This window comes from Rhodococcus indonesiensis (genome assembly GCF_047782815.1).
In the GTDB taxonomy this organism is placed as follows: Bacteria; Actinomycetota; Actinomycetes; order Mycobacteriales; family Mycobacteriaceae; genus Rhodococcus; species Rhodococcus indonesiensis.
This window is the reverse complement of the sequence record NZ_CP180631.1, coordinates 101,555-124,224: the sequence shown is the minus strand read 5'-3', so window position 1 is coordinate 124,224 and position 22,670 is coordinate 101,555. Positions and strand designations below refer to the sequence as shown.

The following is a 22,670-nucleotide window of genomic DNA, read 5'->3' as shown; positions in this document are numbered from 1 at the left end:
CGATGACCAGCACCGACACCTCCCCGCGGCGACCCGACGACATCCACGACACGGGGCGTGGGCTGCGGGTTCCGGCGCGGTACCGGCACGACTGGGCCCTGTTCACCGACTGGTGCGCTGCCGCCGACCGGTCGCCGATTCCGGCCGGTCCTGACACGCTCGCGCTGTTCCTGCACGAACATCCCGCCGCGGTCGCGACGCAGCGGCGCCGCCTGTCGGCGATCAACACCGTCCACACCCGGCACGGCTATCCCGCCCCGGGGCGCACCGAGACCGTGCGCCGGCACCTCGATGTCGCTCGTGCTCAGCGCCTCGACCGGCTCGCCCGAGTGCTGCTGCAACGAGCCGCTGAGCTGCCCACCACCGGGTGGCCGAGCGGACTGTTCGGTTGCCGCGACGCCCTCCTGCTGGTCCTCGCCGCCACCGGCATGAGCTTCACCGACATCACCCGACTACGCCGCCGCGACCTCCGCCTCAACGGCGACACCCTCCAGGTCACCACCCCGGCCGGTGAACGCGTCCAACTCCCACCGCATCCCGAGACAGGGGACAACCCTGCCGCCACGTTCTACCAGAGCTGGGCGGCGATCCAGACGTTCCTCGACCAGCACCCGGGCACGCACCTACTGCGCCATCACCTCACCGACCCAGTCGAGATCATCGCTGGCCCGCTCGATGCGGAGCAGGCTCGGCAACCGTTGTTATGTCCGATCGACCGCTGGGGACACCTCCCGTACGCGCAGTCGATGACCCCGCAGTCGGTGTCGGCGCTGGTGCGGGCGCACCTGTCCGGCCGCGCCCCGGTGCGCAGGGCGCTGCCCGTCCCGCCACAGGGCGCCACCGACGCCTGCGTCGAGCCGGAGATCGACCTCGATCCCGGCTACTACGACCGTGGTGTCGCCGCCCGGCGCCGTGACCATGAGAGCCTCGACGATCTGTCCGATCTGTTCGACGACATCGAGGCACGGGCCGAGGCACTGCTCGAGGACCTCATCGGGGTGCTGGAAACCAGGTAAACGCCCCGGCCGCGCCGCCGTGCCGCCGGATCGGGGCCCGGCACCGGGAGCGGCGGTGGCGCCGGTCGTGACGGCGTCGTCGGGCCGAGGCGTGAAGATGTGCCCGGCCGGTGGTTCACTGGCGATCGTGACGGCTTCGGATGATGCACGCCGGCGCGCCGACGAGCTGATCGCCGCGCTGAGCCCGCAGGACCAACAGGCGATGGTGGAGGCGCTGCGCGCAGGCAGCGTCCGGGACTGGCTCGACGAGCTGCTGCGCACACCGGAACCGGTGCTCGGTCAGGTCCCGGACCGGGTCCGGGGTGTGCGGGTGCGGGTGGATCTGCTCGGCGCCAAGCCGCCGGTGTGGCGGCGGCTCGAGCTGCCCGGGGATCTGACCCTCGACCGGTTGCACACGGTGCTGCAGGCCGCGATGGGGTGGCTCGACTGTCATCTGCATCGCTTCCGCACCGGCAACGACCCCCGCGCCCCCTACTTCGTGACCGCCTTCGACGTCGAGGAAGGCGACGACGGGATCCTCGAGGACACCGTGCGACTCGATCAGCTGCTCACCGAACCCGGTGATCGCCTCTGGTACGACTACGACTTCGGTGACGGCTGGGCTCACGTGGTGCAGGTCGAAGCGGTCCTCGACGAACCACCCACCACGATGCGGTGTATCACCGGCCGCAATGCCTGCCCACCAGAGGATTGCGGCGGCATCTGGGGCTATTCGGACCTGGCGGCCTGGGTGCGCGGCGGTTGCGATCCGGCGGCGGTTCCGACGCCGTTCGACACCGCCGACGAGGCCCGCGACTGGCTGCCGCTGCACTGGCATCCGGACCGGTTCGATCCGGACGAGGCCACCGCCGCGATCGCCGCGGCGATGACCCCACCGGTTGCGGTGCCCGACGAGCTCGCTGCCTTGCGCACCCGACTCGAACTCCACGGCGATCCGGCGCTGACGCTCCTGCTCGAACACGCCACCACCGCCGAGGTGGTCGAGGTCGACGAGGCGGAGGCCGCGCAGCTGCTCGAGCCGTATCTGCTGTTGCTCGCCGCGATCGGTGATGGGGTGGCGCTGACCGCCGCCGGCTATCTGCCCCCGACGATGGTCGAGCACCTCGCCGACCGGACCGGCGTGACCGAATGGTGGATCGGCGCCGCCAATCGTGAGGACCTGACCGTCCCGGTGGCCCGGTTGCGGGCCAGCGCGCGCACCCTCGGCCTGATCAGTGTGCGGAAAGGACGTCTGGCCCCGACGGCCGTGGCCCGCCGATACCGTGACCGGCCGCTGGTGTTGTGGCGACATCTTATCTCCCGGCTGCCGGTGGGCAGGACCGACTTCGACCGGCAGGCCGGCTGGATCACTACCGCGGTGATCGCCGGCGGGGCGCCTGCCGAGCACTGGAACACCGAGATCGCCGCCCTGCTGCAGGCACTGGGCTGGCGCAGCCAGGGCAGGAGCTCTCTTGCTCTCGCCGCGGTCGGCAATCCCACCCTCGAGGTGTTCGACATCCTCGCCGGTTCCACCCGCGGCGGCCGGCCCACCGGCCGGCACCCCGCCGTGGCCGCGACCGCCCGCGCCGTCCTCACCCCCTGACCCCCAGAACGGCGACACCCCACCGGTCTGGGTAGTGGGCAGCCACACCGGACCGGCATGCAGCACAGGTAGCCAGGACCGGAGGCCAAGCATCACCGCAGGTGACAGCCCTCTGCGGCGTGCTCCCGGGCCTCCTGCTCAGGGGAGGGGGCGTCAAACAGCACACCCGTCAGGGCTCGTTGCGGACCCCGGGTGTCGCTGATGCCTGCCCGTGCTGACGCGATCGATAACACCGGTGCTGTGAAAGCCGACTCGAATGCGGAGATCCTCTGAGGCAGACGCACCAGCACCCGAAGCGAACCGGCAGTCCATGAGACAGATTGTGAGATGGATTTTTGAGACGAACGCCGCGAGCATCATCCGGATCAGCCGATGGATACGACCTTTCCGGGGACGAGCGGTCTACCGTGTCGATCGCGCAGCGTGTCGCCCTTCTCCGCTATACTGAGCAACAACACGGCCAGCCTTCCGCTCTTTCGAGGGGGAGGCTGGTTTTCTGTTTTTCGTGAGTCGCTCCACCTACGGCAAACCGTTCAAGACCATCACCGAACAGCGTCAACTGCTCGAATCACGCGGGATGACGATATCGGACCCCACCGGAGCGGAACGGTGGTTGAGTTCGGTCGGCTACTACCGCCTGAGCGGCTATTGGTACCCCTATCGCGTCCGCACTCAGGCTGCCGGTGCACCGCCGGTCATCGGTGACGCCTTTCGGCCGGGCACCTCGTTCGAGCAGATCATCGAGCTCTACGACTTCGATCGCAAGCTCAAGCTTCTCGTTCTCGACGCCATCGAACGCGTCGAGGTCGCGATGCGACTGCGTGTCGGCCACACCCTCGGTCGCCGGGGCGCCTTCGCCCACGCCGACCCGAACATGCTCAGCACCGAGTTCGTCGGGGTGTCCAGCCCCGCCCAACCGCCGGCGCACGCCGAATGGCTCGACAGCGCGCACGCGAAATGGCTCCGCAAAGTCGCCCAGGAACAGTCCCGGTCGAAGGAAGAATTCGTCAAACATTTCACCCGTAAATACGGTGGGCCACTCCCGGTGTGGGTGGTCACCGAGATCCTCGACTTCGGGGGCCTGTCCCGACTGTACGAGGGACTCCACCAAAAAGACCGCGACGACATCGCCGCCGACTTCGGCCTGACGGACAACTCCGGAGCCGGCCACGGCGCCGCCTTGGTGAGCTGGATGAAGAACCTCAACTACATCCGAAACACCTGCGCACATCATTCGCGACTGTGGAACCGCAACATCGACGTCCAACTGTCCTACCGGCACCTGCTGGTGGTCCCCGAGCTGCACCACGCGGCGTCACCGACCGTGACCAAGCGGGCCTACGCATCGTTGGCGGTGCTGGCCTACCTGCTCGAACGCATCAGCCCGGGATCGACGTGGGCAGCGAACATCGTCGGCCACATCAGGACCGGACTCGCGGCGATGAATCGATCCGAGACCGAGATGGGTTGCCCCTCAGGCTGGACGACCGAAGCTCTCTGGGTGCAGCAGCCCGATCCGTGATGAACGGACCTTGCTTCCCACTCCGTCCCCGTCGACCGATCAGGTCAGATGTGGTCGCCGCACACCGGATTCGTGCCGGTGCTCCAACCCCGATCCTCGAGCCACCGCACAATCGCAGCAGGCAGCGCTTCGTCGGCGTCGATGCCGCTGATCAGCGACCCCACCCCGCAGCGCATGCAACTGACCGCCACGATCTGTTCGTGCGGCTGACAGCGGCGCACAGGGACACGACCTGTCCGCATACGGGGATGTCTCGCTGTCCCTTAACCCGCTATTCCGCCGGCAGAACTGTGTAGTAGAACAGGGCCATTCCGTCGACCCCCTCTTGCCACCTGTGGCTGGGGCTGTCCGAAGTCATTCGGATATGGACGGAGCTCTGCGAGCTAACATGGTGAGGCTGCACTTCCCACTTCAGCCGCACGTCGTCGCCCTCGACCGCTTCGGGCTCGCGGTCCGACGCGGCTGAGGGCAGGAAAGCCATCTTCCAGGTGATCTTCCGGCCCTTTGGATCCGACGCTCGGCAGTCGAACGTCACCACTTCGCCCACCCGGAGGGTTTGCCCAGTGAGGCAGCCGGGGTTGGAGGAGCGCGTCGTGGCGAGTCCATCGACCGAGTTCCCGTAGCTGTCGGTGATGGACTCGATTCGCGCCCAGTATTCGTTCGTCTCGGTGGTCTTGCTCATGTAGAAAGTCACCCTGTTTCTAATCTCGCCTGCGATCCCGGAAAGCAGGTCTTCCTCGAAAGGAAGTAGTTCTCTGCTGTGCGCGACTGTGTTCCGAAGCTGCTCGAATCGTCGGATCAACGCGAGCGTGTCCTTCTTCTCGCCGAGTGCTGGCGCAAGGTGGTGCCAGTTCTTATCGGCAATGGATACGAGCTGGAAGAACTCGGTGTACTCGACGAGTGACGTCGGGGTCTCCGCGACTCCGCGTTCCTCGCGTCGCTTCGCCTCGACGTCGCGCTTCTCGACGAGACGTTTGACCTGATCTTCACCAAGGAGATCCGTCAGCCACCCCGATCCGTGTAGTTCGCCGAATACCTGTGTGTAGAGCTGCCGCAGCGCCCGCTCAGTCGTAGTGAGCGCGAGCGTCGGAATCAACGTGGGCATCAACTCTCCTCAAAACGACTGGCGACACTAGTCGCTCCACTTTCTCCGACGGGACTGTAAGAACAACGGTGTAACTCTGAAAGGAGATGCACCACCATGACCGATGTGATTGATCGTGAGGACGAATCGAACTCGGCACCTGTGGGTGTCAGCGATGCCCGGCTGCAGGAACTGGTGGATCAGGCGCGGGCCGAAGGCCTCCAGCTCACCGGCGAGGGCGGGTTGCTGGCGAAGTTGACCAAGCTGGTGGTGGAGTCCGCCCTCGAGGGCGAGATGGACGACCACCTCGGCTACGGCAAGAATGACCCGGCCGGCAGGGGCAGCGGCAACTCCCGCAACGGCAGACGCGCCAAGACCGTGCTGACCGAGGCCGGCCCGGTCGAGCTCGACGTACCCCGGGACCGGGAGTCCTCGTTCGAGCCGAAGATCGTGGCCAAGCGGCAGCGGCGGCTGACCGGGGTGGAGGACATGGTGATCTCGCTGTCGGCCAAGGGACTGACCACCGGTGAGATCTCTGCGCACCTGGCCGAGGTCTACGGCGCCGAGGTGTCCAAGCAGACGATCTCGACGATCACCGAACGGGTGATGGACGGCATGGCCGAGTGGCAGAACCGGCCGCTGGACCCGGTGTATCCGGTGCTGTTCATCGACTGCATCCACGTCAAGATCCGCGACGGCAACGTGGCCAACCGGCCGATCTACGTCGTGATGGGGGTGACTGTGGACGGCACCCGCGACATCCTCGGATTATGGGCCGGCGAGCACGGCGACGGGGAGGGGGCGAAGTATTGGCTTCGGGTGTTGTCGGAGCTGAAGAATCGTGGTGTGCAGGATGTGCTGATCGTCGTGTGCGACGGTCTGAAGCATCTGCCCGACTCGATCGGGCAGGTGTGGCCGCAGACCATCGTGCAAACCTGCGTGGTCCACCTCCTCCGCAATACCTACGCCTACGCCTCCCGCAAGGACTGGGCCGAGATCGCCAAGGACCTCAAACCGGTGTACACCGCGCCGTCGGAGCAGGCCGCGCTGGACCGGTTCGCCGAGTTCAGCGACAAATGGGAGAAACGCTATCCCGCGATCATCCGGCTCTGGACCAACACCTGGGCCGAGTTCGTGCCGTTCCTGCAGTTCGACAACGCCATCAGACAGGTCATCTACACGACCAACGCCATCGAGAGTGTCAACGCCCGAATCCGCAGGGCCGTCAAGGCCCGCGGTCATTTCCCGACCGAGGCCGCGGCCCTGAAATGCGTGTACCTGGCCATCATGAGCCTCGATCCCAAAGGCACCGCCCGCCAACGCTGGTCCAACCGCTGGAAGGCAGCACTGAACGCCTTCGAGATCACCTTCGACGGACGCCTGTCCGCTGGACGAAAGTAGCTACAGTTCAACCAGTTACACCGTTAACTTGACAGACCCTCTCCGACCTAAATGCGATTGATCAGTCCGTTTCGAACCCGGCCTGATCGAATTTGAGGACGGTGGCATTCTCGCTGACCGTGCGGATTTTGTTCTCGTCGAACCCGTTCGGTGTGGTGGCGGTGATCTCGATCCGCACTTCGAGGTGTACGCCGTCGGCTGCGGCGAGGTGTTGGATGATCTCGTTGGTGATCTTGTTGAAGTCGCGGGCGTAGAAGTCCGGGTGCAGGGCGGTGGACCCGAAGAATCGGGTTTTCGCCGCCGGAGCGGTACCTCCGGTTTCATTGCGGCTACCCGTGGGTGTGGTCGTGGTGGTCTGGACCGTCGCACCGGTCGTAGGTGCGGTCTCTTCGTCGCCCGGGGTGTGGCCACCCTCGTGCTGCGATGCGGTCTCGGCCCGGGCGGCCTGATACTCGGCGAGTTCGCGTTCGCGTTGCGCCTCGGCCCGGGCAGGTTGGACCAGCAGCAGCGCATCGGTGATCTGCGGCATGCTCACCTGATCGGACGGCAGAACCAGTCCGAGATAGTTCTGTCCGTCCCAGTCGACGGCCAAGGCAAATCCGGTCTGCTGCCAGAACATCTCGTCGGACACCGACTGCACCCCGTGTTCGAGGACGGTGCGATCGCGCAACCTCGCCAGGTACGGGTAGGTGGTGTAGTAGTCCCACAATTGGCCGAAGCTGAGGTGGCCCTCACGGTCCCAAGCGGCCTTGAGGGTGCCGGACAGGTCGTGGCGGATCAAACCAGCGCTGCGCTGCAGGGTCAGCAGTGATTCGTTGCGCAACTTCGCGGCGGCGCGGGCAGCCAGGTCGGTGGTGGTGCCGTCAGCCTTGAACGCTTCCATCTCGAGGGGCCTGGTCGCCTCGCGCTGGGTGGGAGCGAGCACCCAGTGATAGGTCTGCAGCAACCGGTCGGCGACGGCCTGATTGTGGGTGGCGACCCGGTCGACGGCCTGCTGGCGTTGCGCGGCGGTGAGGTTCAGGTCCTTGTCGGCGTTATCGCGGATGTAGGACCAGGCCAGAAAGTCCCGGACCGCGCTGTCGAGTTCGGCCCAGCGGGCGTCGTCGGCGGCCAGGAAGGCGATCATGTTGCGGTGGGTGCGGGCAGCGCTGCCGCGGTGTTCGGTGACGTCTTTCGCCCAGATCGCCGCCGGGGAGTCGGCCTTGGCTTTGCGGTTGTGTAGATGCGCGGGCGGCACGATCACCAGCCGCACCTCCGGCACGTCCGGCACGTCCGCTGACGAGTCGGGGGCGACATGCACGCCAGTGAACCCGTCCGCCGCCGTCTTGCGGTGGTCTTGCAGCCGGCGCACCACTTCAGCCCACACGTCCTCTTTGTGGAGGCGTTCGGCGTGGTCGCGGGCGGTGCGGGTGGTGTTGGCCTGGGTGTCGTACCAGTACAGCGACCCGGAGTTGTAGAAGTAGGTAGCGGTATTGGCCAGGTGGTTCAGCGCCGAATGGAAGTTGCCCGGCACATCCCCCGGCAGGGCGGTGCCGAGGAAGATCCGCTGCTTGTCCAGGCCCTTGTGCGCTGAGGTGAGCGTCGGGGTGGCGCCCATGAACACGGTGCGGGCCAGGCGTTGGGTGGTCAGGCGCTGGCCGAGCAGTTGGTTGGTGTTGTCGACCTGGGCGGGAGCGGAGTTCGGTCCGTCGACGTCGGTGTCGATCAGGGCCTTCCATTGATCGTCGAGGTACTGGGTCAGTTCGGTGACGACCTTGTCCGCGCGCAGCGGGATCGATCCGGGCATGATCAACGGGGCGGTGTCGTTCTCGCGCCAGAGCTGACCGACGATGACGTTCATCAACCGCAGGACACCGCGGGTGCGCTGGAAGCGTTCGAGTGTGGACCAGTCCTGGTAGAGGCGGTCGAACAGCTCCGGGTGGATCGGATAGGAGCGGCGGATGCGTTCTTCGTAGTCGAGTTCGCGGGCCTCGCGGGGAAAGTCGCTGCTGTTCTTGACGTAGAACGCCACCATGGCCTTGGCGGTGGCGTTGATCTTCGCCAGGGCGGTGCTGTCCGGGGTTTCGAACAACCGGCGCCGGACGATATGGAAGCTCTCCTCGGCGTTGGCGGCGCGCCACTGCTCAGCGACACGGCCGACGGCCTTGCGCAGCATCTTCAATGCTTCGCGGCCGTTCTGCCCCCCGACCTCTTCCTCGTCACCGACGTACTCGCCGTCCTTCATCTCCGCCGAGGCCGGGATGGAAATCAGCACCAATGTGCCGGGTACAGCCTTGGCCGCCTCGGTCAGGGCTTGGGCGAAGGTGAACTGGGCATCGAAGGTGCCGTCGGGCAGCTCCTCGTGGCCGAACAACAGGCGGGCGTAGGCGACCCATTCGTCGATGAGGATCACCGACGGGCCGAACCGCAGGAACAGCTCGCGCAGTGCTTCGCCGCTGGGATTCAGTCGGTTGGTGTCGGATTCGGCGACCATCGCATAGCCTTCGGCACCGCCGAGGTGCCACGCCAGCAGACCGCCGAGGGTATTGATGCGGGTGCCGTCGGGCATCACCTTCACCGCACCGGCCTTGATCTGGGTGCCCACCAGCGCCACCCGCCGTGCAGCGGGAATCTCGGTGCCGGCGAGCAGGTCCTGCACTTCCTGCGGGTAGTCCACCAGCGGCCGGCCGGACGCCAGATGCCATACCGCGAGCATGGAGTGGGTTTTGCCGCCACCGAAGTTGGTTTGCAGGTTGATGATCGGCGCGGCGTTGGGGTCGCCGGACAGGCGCCGCATCGCGGGGATGAGCAGATCCTTCAAGCCTTCGGTCAGGTAGGTGCGGGCGAAGAACTCCACCGGATCGGTGTATTCGGGGTCGCCTTCGCCGCGGGAGACCATCGCCAGGTCGGCGGCGAACTCGGCGGCGTGAAAGTTGCCGCTTTGCACATCCTGATGCGGGCTGAGCACCAGCCGCCACGGCTCAAGCCCGTCGGCGCCGATCTCCGCCGCCGCGGAGGTCTTGACGACCTTACGGTCCTGCTTTTCGGAGCTCAGACGCATGAGCTCGATCCGTGAGCGTCGGGCCTCATCGGCCTGGTCCGGAGCCCCTATCGCGCGGAGGAACCGCTCGGCGGTATCGAGGGCTCGATATGCATCGTCGCCGGAGAACGAACCGTTGTGCGCCCAGGTGTTGCGCACATCCCGCAGCTCTGTCGCCCAGGACTGCTCCGTGCGGGAAAGATGATCGGTGAACGGATACCAGCCCTTTTGGATCTGGTTGGGGATCTGTTCGGTGATCATCCGCAGGCCGTTCTGCGGATCGGTGCGCACATACGTCTTAGCCGCCCCGGCGCCCTTGGTCTTGTCCCGCGCCGCAAGTAGCGCCGTCCAGTCCCCCCCTTCCGGCAGTTTCTTGGCCAGCACGTAGGTGTGGAACTCGTCCAGCGCTGGCCCGAGAAGCTCGAAGATCCGACCGATCCGGTCGCGGTTGCTCACAGCCATGACACGGTTCCTTCTAGGTGTCCAGCATCAGCTGGGTTGAGGCGGTGCGGGACTCGGCGACAATGTCGTTCCATGCCGTACCGAGGGAGTTGAACTCGATAGCCACCTGGGTGCGCTTGGAGTCCTCTGCGATGGTGAACAGGAGGAACGCCAGCTCCTTGCACAGATCCCGATCGATCGATTCCGGGACTCGGGACAACAAGGCCGCCGCAGCCGGTACACCCTTCTCCGTCAGAGCCCGGGACAGGTGCATGACCACTTCCCAGGTGCTGAGGTGGGGGTCTGTAGCGGGGTCGTATTCCCTACTCGCATACACCCCTCCCAACGCGGCGGGAGAGAGCAACGCGACCTTGCCAGCGCGGCTGATAAGAATCCCGGAGCGCTCTAGGTGGTCGAGAGAGGCATTGCGCGCACGGGCCATGCTGTCGGCATCCCCGAAGCTGCCAGCATCGAAGCCGTGCTGTCGGAACCAAGCGATCGCGAAACGGGTGTCCGGATCGAAATCACCTTCCTGTTCGGCGAGCACCTCATCGAGGATCTCGTTGATCCGCGCCAGCGCCGCCCGCACCGTCATCTTCGAACCATCATCGGTGAGTACCCCCGAATACCGGGAGAACACCGACATACCCGGACCAATGGCCGCCTGCGGCAGATCGACCGGAGCGATCGAACCCTGCTGCAGCTCCCGGAGTGCTTGAGGAAGCTCGTCCTTCAGGACGCTGATGAAACCCCGGCGGTCGATGGTAGGCGCGTTCGTGGCCCGAGGGCGCAGGGCAAGGACGATGGAGGAAGCCAAAGCATTCGAGTCAAAGCTGCGCATTCGGTTACCCAGTTCACTGCGCATTGGCCATGTCGCGGTGATTACCCAATCGGACCGGATCATGCCCTCCAATAAGGTCTCCCACCCGGTCGAAGCCTCTCCACTGCCGTCGGCATCTTGCTGTTTGAAGGCGTAGTACACCGTGATGGGGTAATCCCGCAGCGCGGATTCACGAGCCTGACGGAACACTTCTCGAAATCCGCTCTCGAAGAATTTGTGCGCTCCGTCCTTGCCGCCATGTCGATATGGGTTGGCGACGAGTTCCTCTGCCTTGGGAACCAACATCGTGCTTAAGAGTTTCGGGTGAACTCGACGAAGAGACCGGCGTAGCCAGAGGTAGAAGAAATCAGACAGATCCGAGTACCCGATGTTGTCGTAATAGGGCGGGTCGGTAGAGACGATGTACGGGGCGCGAATACGATCTACCGCTGTAGCCTGCCTGGCCTCCGATTCCGCCGCGTCAGGTACCGCCCATGTGGTCAGCGCTTCGAGGACTTCGCATTCCGATTGAAGTACCGCCGAGAAGCCTCCACCAAAGCTCTCCAAGGGGTGAGCCTCTGCGTAATCCCACGTCATCGAGATCGCTTGGCGCTGGAATGACCCTCTTAGCCTATCCATACCGGTTTCCCACGTACACATTGTGTTGTTGCGAGCCGTAGATTTCGAAAGCGCGAAACCCAAATAAGTCGCAACCGCATCCGCGTATGCCGCAGCGCTGGTTCCACCCGATTCAAGACTGTCACCCTCTGGCATGCCGAAAGAAATTGCGTCGACGAGGACACGTTCGCGGGCCTCTCCGACGAGATCGCTGAGGGTAACTAGTGCAGTGAGTTGACGCAGGGTAAACAGATCTGTGTACTCAGTCATGCCATATGACTGGACACGGAAACCGAGTGCCTCCGTAGGGAGGCATCCATCCGGCATATCGATCGGTGGGGCTACCTGCGCTGCATTTTCATGTTCGTCCGTCGGCTCCAAATAGATTCGCTCGCGTTTTCCCTCAGCTACGATCGCCATCATCTGAGCACCGATCCGTCCGGCGTGACCTTCGGTACGGATATAGCTGAAATCGACCGCTGCACCGCATCCGATGCACGTTGCACCAGTCCTTCGGACAGTCCCGTCGTTGTCCTTCGTCGGCCCTTTCTTGGGATCATGTCCGATGGTGAAGTGGACTTGCCTATCCGTTACGGCAGGGATGACATAGGATTCTCTGCCCTTCTTCTTTCCCAGCCACCAACTGCTGGTCAGAGGCATGGCAATACCGCAAGCAGGGTTAGGGCAAGCGACAGTTCGGACCCAGATCCAGGCGATCACAGTGGCTGCTGTTCCGTCGGCCAGGGCAGCTTTCGGATACAGGTGCCCGATGCGCTTCTCCGCCTCGTCTCGTACCCATCGTCCGTACCGGCGCACATCCTCGGCGAGTCCTGTTACCCGCGGCCATGTGGTGATTTGGGCCTCGGCGGCGCCGGGGAACACTGGGGGGTGGCCAGCAAATTTCGGGGGGAACTCGATCAAGGCTTTGTTGATGAGCACCGCCACGGGGTTCAGATCGGAGGCGTGGGCTTCGAGGCCAAGACGCTGGGCTTCGAGAGGGATGGAACCGCCACCGGCGAACGGGTCGAGGATTGGGGGTGGATTACCGTCGCTGGAATCGAGGATCTCCTTACGAGCTCGACGAAGAAGGTTTTCGTCCCGGGCGTTATCCCACACCACCAACTGTTCGATGATCTCATGCAAGCGTCTCCGTTCCTTGGCGACGGATTCCTCGGTGGGGAACCGGTCGGGAAACGAGGAAGGATCATCGACAAGCTGCGCGAAGAGCACGGCGCGTGCGGTGGCGAGGGGTTTGCGCGACCACCATAGGTGCAAAGTGGAAGGGTGGCCATGGCGAATGGATTTCTCGCGGGCCGATTCTGTGTTGATCTTCTCCAGCGGCAGCGCGACCTCGATGAGTTTGCGACGGGCAACAGCGGTGGTGTCGGCAATCACGAGGTGGGGTCCTTCTCTATGTACATCGGTGCTGCTGGGAGCGTGGTTACGGGAAACAGTAGTGGCCGATCGTGCCGGGATCCGGCAGCGGTGCCCGGTCCGGTCGGGACGTGAGGCTGCTAGGAGGGTGGTCCGCCTTTCGCCCAGGTCTTGGCCCAGTGCAGACGTACCTCGGTGGCGGCAAGATCGCCCAGGTCGATGCGGCGGAACGGCTCATGCACATACCGCAACTGGTCGTGGTCAGGGCCGCGGTCGCTGACCGAGACCATGGCGAGGCGGTGACGATCGGGGACGTTCTTGCCGTAGAGGACTTCGTTGAACGTGACGGTGAAGTCCTCGGCGCCTTCGATACGGCCTTTGACCTCGATGAACACGTAGTGTCCGTCCTGCGGGTCGAGGGAGCGGATGTCGTAGCCCTTGTTGTTGTGCGGCATCTCCTCCGGGATGCGTCCGAGGGCGTGTTCGGCGGCGAGGACCTTGTCGACGGCGCGGCGTTCGATCCGAGCTGTTTCCTTGGCGTACCGGGCGGGGGCGCCGGGCAGCATTCCGGCGGGGATGACCAGCACGGCACCGGCGATCTGTGGGGGTTTGGCGGCCAGGCGGGATTGCAGGTCGAGTTCGGTGGTGCGGGCGGTGAGGCGGGTTTCGAGGTCGCGGGCGCGGGCCTCGAGCCGGTCGGGGCTGTGCCGGGGTTTGGCGTGCCGGCCCTGGGTGCGGGTGGACAGGATGTCGCGCAGGCGGGCGGCTTCGCTGTCGAGATAGTTGATCTGCTGGGTGAGGCGTTTGTGCACCGCAGCGCGGGTCTTGTCCAGCAGCGGCAGGACACGGTCTTTGACCTGGGCGAGATGTTCGGGTTGGGCGTGGGTGATGGCCCAGGTGGCGGCGAGTTGCTCGACCCCACCGGCAAGCCAGCTGTGGCCGAGGACCTTGTCGGCGATGGTGCGTGCCTCGGCGGGAAGGGGCTGGAGGTCCAGATAGGGCGCCGGTCCGCACAAGGTGGCGGTGCCGTCGGGGGTGAGGGTGATGAAGTCGAAGCGTTTGGACACCACCACGCCGGTGCCGTCGCTGATCTCGCCGGTCACGGCCACGATCAGCCGGGGGTGTTCGGCCGGGTCGTGCGGGTCGAACAGCACGGTTCCGGTCTCCAGCGCCTGCTGGTGGGTTTCGATGGTGGCGTCGAGGACCGTGTCGAGCAGCGGGTGGCCGGGGGCGAGGAGTTCGGCGCGTGGTGCGGTGGGTTCGCCTAGGTCGATGTGGTCTGGGTCGAAGGTGACCCGCTGATAGCGGGAGACGATCGGCACTGCTGAGCCGGGGCGTTGCCGGGTCCGCACAGTCGCGGGGACGTGGGTGATCTCGAACCGTCCGGCTTCCCGGCGAGGCAGGCGGCCTCCGAGGCGAGGGAACGCGTCGTGGAAGAACGCGGCGATGTAGTGCGGTTGCAGTCGGCGGGCGCGGGCTTCGTCCATCTCGCGGCGGAGCCGGTCGAGTTCGTGGGGGGCCAGGGCTTCGTGGGCCAGGGCGCGTTCTTCGAGCAGGGTGTCCAGGCCGCGGGAGACTTCGGCGTCGACGACCTGGTCGAGTGCGGCTAGGCGGGCCGGGTCGTCACCGTAGCGGATCGCGTCGAGCAGCAAGGTGCGTAGCGGTCGGTCGGTGAAGGCGTCGCCGAGGACGTCGAACAGCCGGCCGCCGTAGGCGCGGCGCTGGGTTTCCATTTTCTCGAGCAGCCGGGTGAACACGTGGCCTTCGCGGGTGCCGTCGGCGACGAGATTCCACAGTCGGCAAGTGTGGCGTTGGCCGATGCGGTGGATCCGGCCGAAGCGCTGCTCGAGCCGGTTGGGGTTCCACGGCAGGTCGTAGTTGATCATCAGGTGGGCGGCCTGCAGGTTCAGCCCTTCCCCGGCGGCATCGGTGGCGATGAGCACCTGGGTATCGGGGTTGTGGGTGAACTGTTCGCGGATCGTACGGCGGTCTTCGCGGCGGGTGCCGCCGTGGATGGTGACCACCGCGTCTTCGCGGCCGAGGATGTTGCGGATCTGGGCGGTCAGATAGTCCAGGGTGTCGCGGTGTTCGGTGAACACGATCAGCTTGCGCGGTGCACCTTGGGCGTCGCGCAGCAGATTCCGGTCCAGCAGCAGCGAGCGTAGTTCGGCCCATTTGCGGTCCTCGCCGGAGTCGCGGACCTGCTCGGCGAGGGCGACGAGCACCCCGAGGCGGGTGATTTCGATGTCGAGTTCGGCGACGGTCTGCGCCGCGGTGGCGGCGTCGACGACCTGCTCTTCCATCTCTTCGCGTTCGCCGGCGTCGTACTCGTCCGGATCGTCGAAGTCGATCCCGGTCAGCGCGAGATCGTCGACCCGACTCGTCGGGGTGGGGGTGAGCAGGTCCCGGCGTTTGGTGCCGAGGCGTTCGCGACGGCGTTGCAGCGACCGGACGATCGCATGCGGGGAGGACGCCAGGCGCCGTTGCAGCACGGTCAGGGCGAAACCGACGGTGCGAGCGCGGGGGTTGTCGGCGCCGAGACGGTCGGCGCGGTTCATCTCCTCACGGACGTACCGGGTGACCTCGTCGTAGAGCTGGCGTTCGCCGTCGGAGAGGGTGTACGGCACGGTCTCGGCGATGCGCTCGGGGAACAGCGGGGTGCCGTCGAAGGTAAGCAGCTCTTCTTTGACCATGCGGCGCATCAGCCCGGAGGTGTCGGTGGTGTGCGCCCCGGAGCGGTATTCGCCTTCGAACCGGTCCGGGTCGAGCAGTGCCATGAACGCCTGGAAGCTGGTTTCGTTGCCGTTGTGCGGGGTGGCGGTCATCAGCAGCAGGTGCCGGGTGACCTGCCCGAGACGCTGGCCGAGCTGGTAGCGGCGGGTGACGTCGAGTTCGCCGCCGTACCAGGTCGCCGACATCCGGTGTGCCTCATCGACGACCACCAGATCCCACTCGCTGGTGTCGAGCAAGGCGAGCAGATCGTCGTTGCGGGCGAGCTGGTCCATCCGGGCGATCAGCAGCGGATAGCGTTCGAAAGGATTCGCGTCCGGGCTCGAGGCGATCATCTCGCGCGAGAGCAGCTGCGCGTCGATGCCGAACTTGGTGGCCAGCTCGTCCTGCCACTGCTCGACCAGCGAACCGGGAGCGACAATCAACATGCGGGTCAGGTCCCCGCGCAGCATCAGTTCCTTCGCGTAGAGCCCGGCCATGATCGTCTTGCCGGCGCCGGGGTCGTCGGCGAGGACGAACCGCAGCGGGGTGCGGGGCAGCAGTTCGCCGTAAACGGCACGGATCTGGTGCGGCAAGGGATCGACCGCGCTGGACGAGACCGCCACCATCGGATCGTGCAGACCGGCCATGCGAATACGCAGCGCCTCGGCGGCGAGCCGGAACTCGGCCGGATCCGCATCGAACGACCACCGGGCCTGCGGTGTCTCGATCCGCAGACGTTCCTCATCGGTTCGATACAGCAACTGCTGCCCCAGACCGCCAGCGGTGTCCTTGAACGTCACCGTCACCGCGTCCGGGCCGTGCCGGTCGACATCGACCAGTGTCACCGGACCGGGTTGCACACCACGCAAGACCTGGCCACGGTCGAGATCCTCGAGCCGCACCGGCATCCCCTCCGGCGATGATCCCGACACTGTCCGTACTCCTTTCCCTGCGGCATCGTTGCCGTACATGGGTGATCGTTCGCCGGGCGAAGAACGTCACATGTACCCGGCATAACAGATATTCCGACCCGCTATGAATGCGCAGGATCAGCCAGGTCGGCACGGTTCGGACCGGGAAGAGCCTGATTGATGTGTCAATCGACTGTCGCCGTCACCAGTTCTTGAGTTCAGTGAGAACTGAAGGAGCGTTCTTGACCAGCGTGCTCTTCCAAGGAATTTGCCCATCGTTTTGGAGACGGCCGATCAGGACGATTGGGTGAATACCCAGGTCGCTGGCTACCGTTGTCAGCCACGGCTGATTGATTCGTGCCGGTATCGCGGGGAGCGGGGCTGGGAGTACCCAGTCTGCCGCCTGTTCATTGGCAGGCTCTTCTGCACCGAGTGTGGGGCTTTCGCCCTGGTCGTCGATGACGTACTTCTCGTCATTGAGGTGACCGAGGATGATGTGAGCAACCTCATGAAGCACGGTGAAGAGAACTTTGTCGAAGCGCCTTCCCCTGCCGGAGATACCGATCACCGGCGACTCATCGTCGAGCAGGAACGCGCAGCCATCCATCTTGCTCCCAGGAAAGGCTTCTACGAACACCAGACGAACGCCCACCTCCGCGAACAAGGCAGGGAGCCGGGTGAAATCGGCCGGCTCCTTGATCAGGCGAGTGAGCTTTCCTGCCAATTCTTCCAAGGCCGCACGGTCATAGGCACCGACCTGAAGTTCCTCGGCTCGCTGCCGCACGCAAGCGATCCACGCAAGTTGAGTGCCGGAAACGCGTTCGCCTGCTTTAGAACGGCGTGCCGCAACCAGCATCTCCGGGTCGGTGTAGATGTCGTCAAGCTTGTAGAGCCGCTCGAGTTCACGCGCTTGCTCTGCGGCTGTCTCACCCCGAACCACTCCCCGCTTCCGGAGAATACTAACCGGGGCAAGTTCCGCTAATCGTGCGCGCAGTCGCACCTCGTGCAATTGCCCTTGCGAGCGTTCGTCCTGCAGATACCGCCAGAGATGATATTTATCCTGAATATTTAGCCACATCTCAGGCGACGTCCCGAGAGCTGCGGCGATCTGTGTCGCCGACTCCCGGGTGATCTCCTTTTTTCCGGAGATGATCTCCGACACGAACTGTGCGGGCCGGTCGAGTATTTCCGCGAACTCGGCCTGGGTCCATCCCAGTACATCCAGTTCGTCGGACAGAATCTCGCCAACGGGGAAGGCCTCTGCCAGCTTCGTGCTCACCGCACACCTCCTTTCACTGATACATCGACGAGTTCGAGAACGACGACAACGAAGCCTGAGTGATCTCGACAGATCTCGAATGTCAACCGGTGCCCCTCGTCGAGGCGGATCGAGTAACAGTCCTTGGCACCGGTGGCGTCGATCTCTTCCAGTGCGAGGGACCGCAGCGCCCGGAGATCCCGCATGTCGACGGCCCCGTCCAGTATCTGCAGCTTCTTGCGATAGGCAGCAACCACGGAGCGTTCCCACTGGCGCGATGCGAAATCGCGGTCCTCAGCGAGGCGACGTACGTCTTCGTCGCCGTACTCGATCTGCACTCGGATTCGCTCCATCACCCATACGCCTGTGGACGGAACACTATCGCGCATTCCGGGTGGAACCTACCGGCACACCCTTCGCCGCTAGTACGATAATACTCTTCACCTAAAGGGTGATTGGCAGAATCCGATCGTTTGGTATAGTGGACTCCGGGAACAGGCCCACCCTCGAGCCGGAGCGCTGAGGGCGAAGTGAGGAGGTCGGCATGGCCGACATGCACGAATCGCGGAAAAAGATCACCATCACGATCGACGGCCGGCCGTTCACGACTCGTGACGACGATCAGGAAGCCGCCGCATTGCTGCGACTCGCAGGCCTCGACCCCGACCAGTACGATCTCGCCAAGATCAAGCACAACGGCGAGCCCAAGATTTACCGCGACGAGAAGGTCATCGACCTCAGAGACGGCGACGCCTTCGTCACTGTTCGCCAGAGCGCCCCGGTGGCCTGATGACCAGCGTCGTTCCGCCCGCAGACGGGGCCGCGCGTTTCATCGCCGACCTCGCCGACGAAGGACACGAACCGACCCGGTGTGGGGAGGTAGTTCGGTACCACGTCATTCCCGCATCCGGCCGGTACGCCGGAGTCCGGCTTGAAACCGGCGTCAGTGTGTGTGAACTGCAGGGATGGCCCACTGTTCCGCCGCACTGGATACATCTGCCAAACGAGGTCGGGTTCCCCCATACCAACGTCGATGCCCAGGATTGCCTGCCGGGCTGGCAACGACACTCCCGCGACACCGGGCCGTGGCGTATGGATCGCAAGCCGATTCTCGTGTGGATCGCACACGTGCGCGGCGTGCTTGGGCAGGCGATCTGAGATGGTCCGGCATTCGGTAGCGATGACGCAGGAAGCACACGACGTGCTGGCTCGTCATCTGCTGCGCACCGACGGACAGGAGGATATCTGTCTGGCAACCTACGAGGTCTCGACCGGTGCAAGACGCATTACGAGGGTGCTGCACACAGTCGAACTGCCCCGCGATGGTGAAAGGTTGGTGCACGGCAACGCCACCATCACGGGCTCGTACGTCCTTCGCGTCGCCGCGCAGGCCGCACGTGCAGGTCGTGGCCTGGTCCTGCTGCACAGCCACCCTCGCGGCGTGGGTTGGCAGCGCCTCAGTGGCCTCGATTTCGAGGCCGAACAGTCGTATGCGGGCCTGACACAGCAAGTCACTGGTCTGCCCCTGGTGGGCATGACACTGGCCGGGGATGAGACCTGGTCCGCGCGGATTTGGGCGGACGCGACACCGGTGGGGGTTGAGGCGGTGCGCCGCGTCGGTACCAGCCTGGCCGTCTCGTGGAACGACGCACTGCGTCCACCGTTCGAATCCGAGGAAGCGCAGAGTAGAACGGTTTCAGCCTGGGGTGAGGAGCGGCACCGGGACATCACCCGGATGCGGATCCTCGTCGTCGGTGTCGGCAGCGTCGGACTCGACGTGGTGCAACGGCTGGCCGCCACCGGTCTCGTCGAGATCGGCGTCATGGACCATGACCGTATCCATGAGGTCAATCGAGATCGCATGATCGGCGCGACCCGCCGCGACGTGCGATTGCGGCGCCGTAAGGTTGACGTCGCAGCACGCCTCGCTCGCCGAGCAGCCACCGCCCGCGACTTCGTGGTCCATTCACACCACGTCAATATCTGTACGCCCGAAGGCCGTGCAGCAGCGCTCGACTACGACATCGTCTTTTCGTGCGTGGATCGGCCTTGGCCTCGAGCGGTACTCAACACGCTGGCCTACGCCGACCTGATCCCCGTCATCGACGGCGGAATCGCGATCGATACATTCGACGACGGCGCCATGAGATCAGCGACACGGCGAAGCCAGACCGCGACTCCCGGACGGCCCTGTCTGGCGTGCACCGGCCAGATCGACATGTCCGAAGTGGCACTGGAAATGGGCGGCAACCTCGACGACCCGGGTTATATCCGGGACGCACACAGGTCGCCGGTATCAGGTCGCCCCAACGTCGCCGCGTTGTGCGCCGCCGTTAGCGGCAGCCAGCTCGAACACTTCGTGACTCTCGTGGCTCGCCCCGGCGGACAGGGAGTCCCGACCGCGCTGCGATTCACTCTCGCTACCCACCACCTGGAGCACCTACCGCATGACACTCAACCCTACTGCGCCACTGAGACTTGCACGGCCACAGGTGACCACCGTGCTGATCTGATCCGCCCCGACATACCGTGGGCCCGCGATCACGGGGCTTCGACCTCGGCGGTCCGGCGCTGGGCGCAAAACCTTGTCGATCGTGTGGTCGAGAAGCTTCTCAACGTCTGACGGCTAGGAGGTGCGGCCTTGCGCACGTCGTCGACGGGGAGAGTTACTGCAATTGGGTGATTAACATAAGAGAGGCATATCGGCCCCCCAACGACGGGTAGCCGATGTCGGGGCGCGACGAGTGCGCAAGGTGTCCAAATGCTGGACGTCGCCCCGCGCTCGTGTCGCTGGAGTGAGGCCCGCCCCGGCGTTCAGGCGATCGCCCAGGTCAGCAGGTCGAGCAGACGCACGTCGGTCAGGCCCGCGATCTGGCGCACATGTTCGGTTTCGGACTGCGCCAAGCGGTTACGGAACAGCGGGAGGGCACCGCTGTCGAGGTTGGCACACACGTCGCGGATGGCCGCCCAGAACAGCGCTCGTCGACCACGGTGAGGATATCGGGCAGCTGCGGCCCGCGCCTGGGATCGGTAGACCGCCATGACCTTCGAGTCGAGAATGGGGAACAAGCCCGGGCGTTTGAGGTGCAGCACTTTGCTGATCTTGGCCACCCCCACCTGCCTGGGGGCGGCGGTGCGGAAATGCTCGTAGAGCGCTTGGGCACCGTCGTAGAGGCCGCCGCTGACGTTCGGGTCGGCGTCGACCAGCCGCGCCTGTGCCGGCACCGCAGCCCACGGCGCACCGACGGCGGTCCGGAGGAACCAGTCGCGTTGGGCGTGACTGATCCGGGACCGCACCTTGTGGGTACGCGCGATGTCGCCGGCGGTGATCGCGTCGACCGGTCCGGGACCGGGCAGGTCGTAGCAGGCGACAGTCACCTTCGGATAGGCATGCGCCTGGGCGACCGCGGCCTCGATGCCGATGCTGCGCCCGGCAAGCACCAACACGGTGGCCCCCGACCGTCCCCGTCGCGGGTCACGGCTCTCGCTCACCGGCCGGTGCCGGGTCGGCATCGTCGCTGCCGGGTGGCTGTTTCGGTTCCACCCAGGTGGCCACGGCGTCGGCGCCGCGGGCGAGTCGGCGCCGGCCGGCGGTGACCGCAGCTCCGGTGCGGATGCGTGCTGCCGACCAGGCGTCACCCAGGGTGGCGTGGCGGGCGCCGGTCCACTGTTCGATTTGCAGGTTCCGGGCCGCGATGAACGCCTCGACCATCGCCGCCAGTGCGTCGCGGTGTTTGGTCAGGGCACGGCCGGCCAGCTTGTGGTGCGCTTCGCCGGGGCTCAGGACCGCGTGCTGGTCGAGGACCTGCCGCAGCCGGGCGGCGAGGTCGGTGTCGGCGGTGTACTGCTCGGACAGGGTCGCCCGGGCACTGGTGATGGTCTGCTGCAGGTGCTGCGGTTCGATGGTCTGCACCTGCACCAGGCGCAGCCGTTGCCACAGGAACAGCGACTGTTGGGCCACGATGAGCAGCTGCAGCGTCTCGAGCAGCCGGCCCTTGTGCAGCACGTCGGCGAGCTGATCGGCCCGGACGCCGGGGGAGGCGTCGGCCTCGAGGGTATCGAGCAGTTTCTGGGCGTGGAACCGCAGGCGTTCGACGCCGACCTCGAGGTCGGCTCCGAGCGCGGCGATCGAGGACCAGTCGGTGGCGGTCAACGCATCGCCGTCCGTGAGATCCTGCACCCGGCGGGTGAGCAGCCGGTGGTGGCCGTAGACGTCGCCGAGTCGCTGCGCGGACGCCAGCCGCAGGATCTCGTCGACGGAGTCCTCGATGCGATCGAGGTGCTCGTCGATCCGGTCGAACTGCGCCGCGATCGCCATCTCGAGGCCCGCCAACGCCGCGGCCGGACCGAACCCCGCCGCAGCCGCCGGGGGAGCGATCCGGGCGTGGGAGAGGATCTTGCCGGTGCCGGCATCGCGCACCATCCGATGGAAGGTGACGGTGGTGCCCGCGGTGGCCTTGGCGGCGAACTGGTGCTGCAGCGCCGTGCCGATCGCATAGGCCGTCGAGACGGTTCGCCTGGAGAACAGTTCCGCGGTCATCCGGGCCAGGGTGTCGTTCGGGGCGGTGGCCACGGACGTGAGCGGAGTGTCCCACTGTCGGCAGAACTGTTCGATCGCATCATCCGCGCCGACGACGGCGGTCCCGAACTCGTCGGCGATCACCATCAGGTCCACCTCGGGGGAGGAGGCCGTTGCCTCGTCGTGGTCCGGCTCCTCCGATGCGATCTGCTGTTCCGTGCTCACGCACACACCCCTTCTCCGCGTTGCTCCACACTGCGACATGTCGCCGAGGGCATCGTGCCGCACCCGTCCGACGTCACACCATGCGGACGCGCCGGCGGGCGCCGACACTGCGTCGCTGGGGACCGGCGTGTCGGTGTCGTCGCATGCGTATCTGTGGAGAAAGCCAGG

16 protein-coding genes are annotated in these 22,670 nt (G+C 65.4%); 7 read left to right on the top strand and 9 right to left on the bottom strand.

Annotated elements, in window-relative coordinates:
- The first annotated feature begins 2 nt into the window (after positions 1-2).
- From ACM26Y_RS25940 to ACM26Y_RS25930, 3 genes are all read left to right on the top strand, one after another.
- Positions 3-1,016 carry a hypothetical protein gene (locus ACM26Y_RS25940; RefSeq protein ID WP_416063791.1) on the top strand — a complete coding sequence of 338 codons (1,014 nt, stop codon included), beginning with the start codon at positions 3-5 and terminating at the stop codon, positions 1,014-1,016.
- A 127-nt stretch (positions 1,017-1,143) separates the two neighbouring features.
- Positions 1,144-2,598 carry a plasmid pRiA4b ORF-3 family protein gene (locus tag ACM26Y_RS25935; protein ID WP_416063790.1) on the top strand — a complete coding sequence of 485 codons (1,455 nt, stop codon included), beginning with the start codon at positions 1,144-1,146 and terminating at the stop codon, positions 2,596-2,598.
- Between the two features lie 505 nt (positions 2,599-3,103).
- Positions 3,104-4,120 (top strand): Abi family protein, encoded by a 1,017-nt coding sequence (locus tag ACM26Y_RS25930; protein ID WP_416063789.1) that lies wholly within the window; start codon positions 3,104-3,106, stop codon positions 4,118-4,120.
- Between the two features lie 44 nt (positions 4,121-4,164).
- Here ACM26Y_RS25930 and ACM26Y_RS25925 read toward each other — a convergent pair whose 3' ends face one another.
- Positions 4,165-4,311 (bottom strand): hypothetical protein, encoded by a 147-nt coding sequence (locus ACM26Y_RS25925; protein WP_416063788.1) that lies wholly within the window; start codon positions 4,309-4,311, stop codon positions 4,165-4,167.
- Positions 4,312-4,391: 80 nt separating this feature from the next.
- Complete coding sequence (locus ACM26Y_RS25920; RefSeq protein WP_416063787.1) at positions 4,392-5,225, bottom strand: hypothetical protein; 834 nt, start codon at positions 5,223-5,225, stop codon at positions 4,392-4,394.
- Between the two features lie 96 nt (positions 5,226-5,321).
- On the opposite strand from ACM26Y_RS25920, the gene ACM26Y_RS25915 reads away from it, so the two are divergent.
- Positions 5,322-6,605 (top strand): IS256 family transposase, encoded by a 1,284-nt coding sequence (locus ACM26Y_RS25915; RefSeq protein ID WP_106201846.1) that lies wholly within the window; start codon positions 5,322-5,324, stop codon positions 6,603-6,605.
- A gap of 61 nt (positions 6,606-6,666) precedes the next feature.
- Here the strand turns inward: ACM26Y_RS25915 and ACM26Y_RS25910 are convergent, their stop codons facing one another.
- The 5 genes from ACM26Y_RS25910 to ACM26Y_RS25890 form a co-directional block, all read right to left on the bottom strand.
- The gene (locus ACM26Y_RS25910) at positions 6,667-10,086 is read right to left on the bottom strand and encodes a Swt1 family HEPN domain-containing protein (RefSeq protein ID WP_416063786.1); all 3,420 of its coding nucleotides are present in this window, start codon (positions 10,084-10,086) and stop codon (positions 6,667-6,669) included.
- 13 nt (positions 10,087-10,099) lie between these two features.
- Positions 10,100-12,898, bottom strand: a complete 2,799-nt coding sequence (locus ACM26Y_RS25905) for a DUF1156 domain-containing protein (protein WP_416063785.1) — start codon at positions 12,896-12,898, stop codon at positions 10,100-10,102.
- A 119-nt stretch (positions 12,899-13,017) separates the two neighbouring features.
- Entirely contained in the window at positions 13,018-16,497 is a 3,480-nt protein-coding gene (locus tag ACM26Y_RS25900) for a helicase-related protein (protein ID WP_416063876.1), read from the bottom strand.
- Between the two features lie 205 nt (positions 16,498-16,702).
- Positions 16,703-17,779 carry a HigA family addiction module antitoxin gene (locus ACM26Y_RS25895; RefSeq protein ID WP_416063784.1) on the bottom strand — a complete coding sequence of 359 codons (1,077 nt, stop codon included), beginning with the start codon at positions 17,777-17,779 and terminating at the stop codon, positions 16,703-16,705.
- Positions 17,776-18,096 (bottom strand): plasmid maintenance system killer protein, encoded by a 321-nt coding sequence (locus tag ACM26Y_RS25890; RefSeq protein ID WP_416063783.1) that lies wholly within the window; start codon positions 18,094-18,096, stop codon positions 17,776-17,778. Before ACM26Y_RS25890 ends, ACM26Y_RS25895 begins: the two co-directional genes overlap by 4 nt.
- A 206-nt stretch (positions 18,097-18,302) precedes the next feature.
- Here ACM26Y_RS25890 and ACM26Y_RS25885 point away from each other — a divergent pair, with 206 nt between their 5' ends.
- From ACM26Y_RS25885 to ACM26Y_RS25875, 3 genes are read left to right on the top strand one after another with little or no spacing between them, the layout of a single operon-like run.
- Complete coding sequence (locus tag ACM26Y_RS25885) at positions 18,303-18,548, top strand: hypothetical protein (RefSeq protein ID WP_416063782.1); 246 nt, start codon at positions 18,303-18,305, stop codon at positions 18,546-18,548.
- Positions 18,548-18,916: a hypothetical protein gene (locus ACM26Y_RS25880; protein ID WP_416063781.1), complete on the top strand. Its 369-nt coding sequence runs from the start codon at positions 18,548-18,550 to the stop codon at positions 18,914-18,916. Before ACM26Y_RS25885 ends, ACM26Y_RS25880 begins: the two co-directional genes overlap by 1 nt.
- A gap of 22 nt (positions 18,917-18,938) precedes the next feature.
- Entirely contained in the window at positions 18,939-20,381 is a 1,443-nt protein-coding gene (locus tag ACM26Y_RS25875; RefSeq protein WP_416063780.1) for a ThiF family adenylyltransferase, read from the top strand.
- 191 nt (positions 20,382-20,572) lie between these two features.
- Here the strand turns inward: ACM26Y_RS25875 and ACM26Y_RS25870 are convergent, their stop codons facing one another.
- Together ACM26Y_RS25870 and ACM26Y_RS25865 are read right to left on the bottom strand one after the other, a co-directional pair.
- Positions 20,573-21,205: a DUF6308 family protein gene (locus ACM26Y_RS25870; protein WP_416063779.1), complete on the bottom strand. Its 633-nt coding sequence runs from the start codon at positions 21,203-21,205 to the stop codon at positions 20,573-20,575.
- A gap of 28 nt (positions 21,206-21,233) precedes the next feature.
- Positions 21,234-22,502 carry a hypothetical protein gene (locus ACM26Y_RS25865; protein WP_416063778.1) on the bottom strand — a complete coding sequence of 423 codons (1,269 nt, stop codon included), beginning with the start codon at positions 22,500-22,502 and terminating at the stop codon, positions 21,234-21,236.
- Positions 22,503-22,670 lie beyond the last annotated feature (168 nt).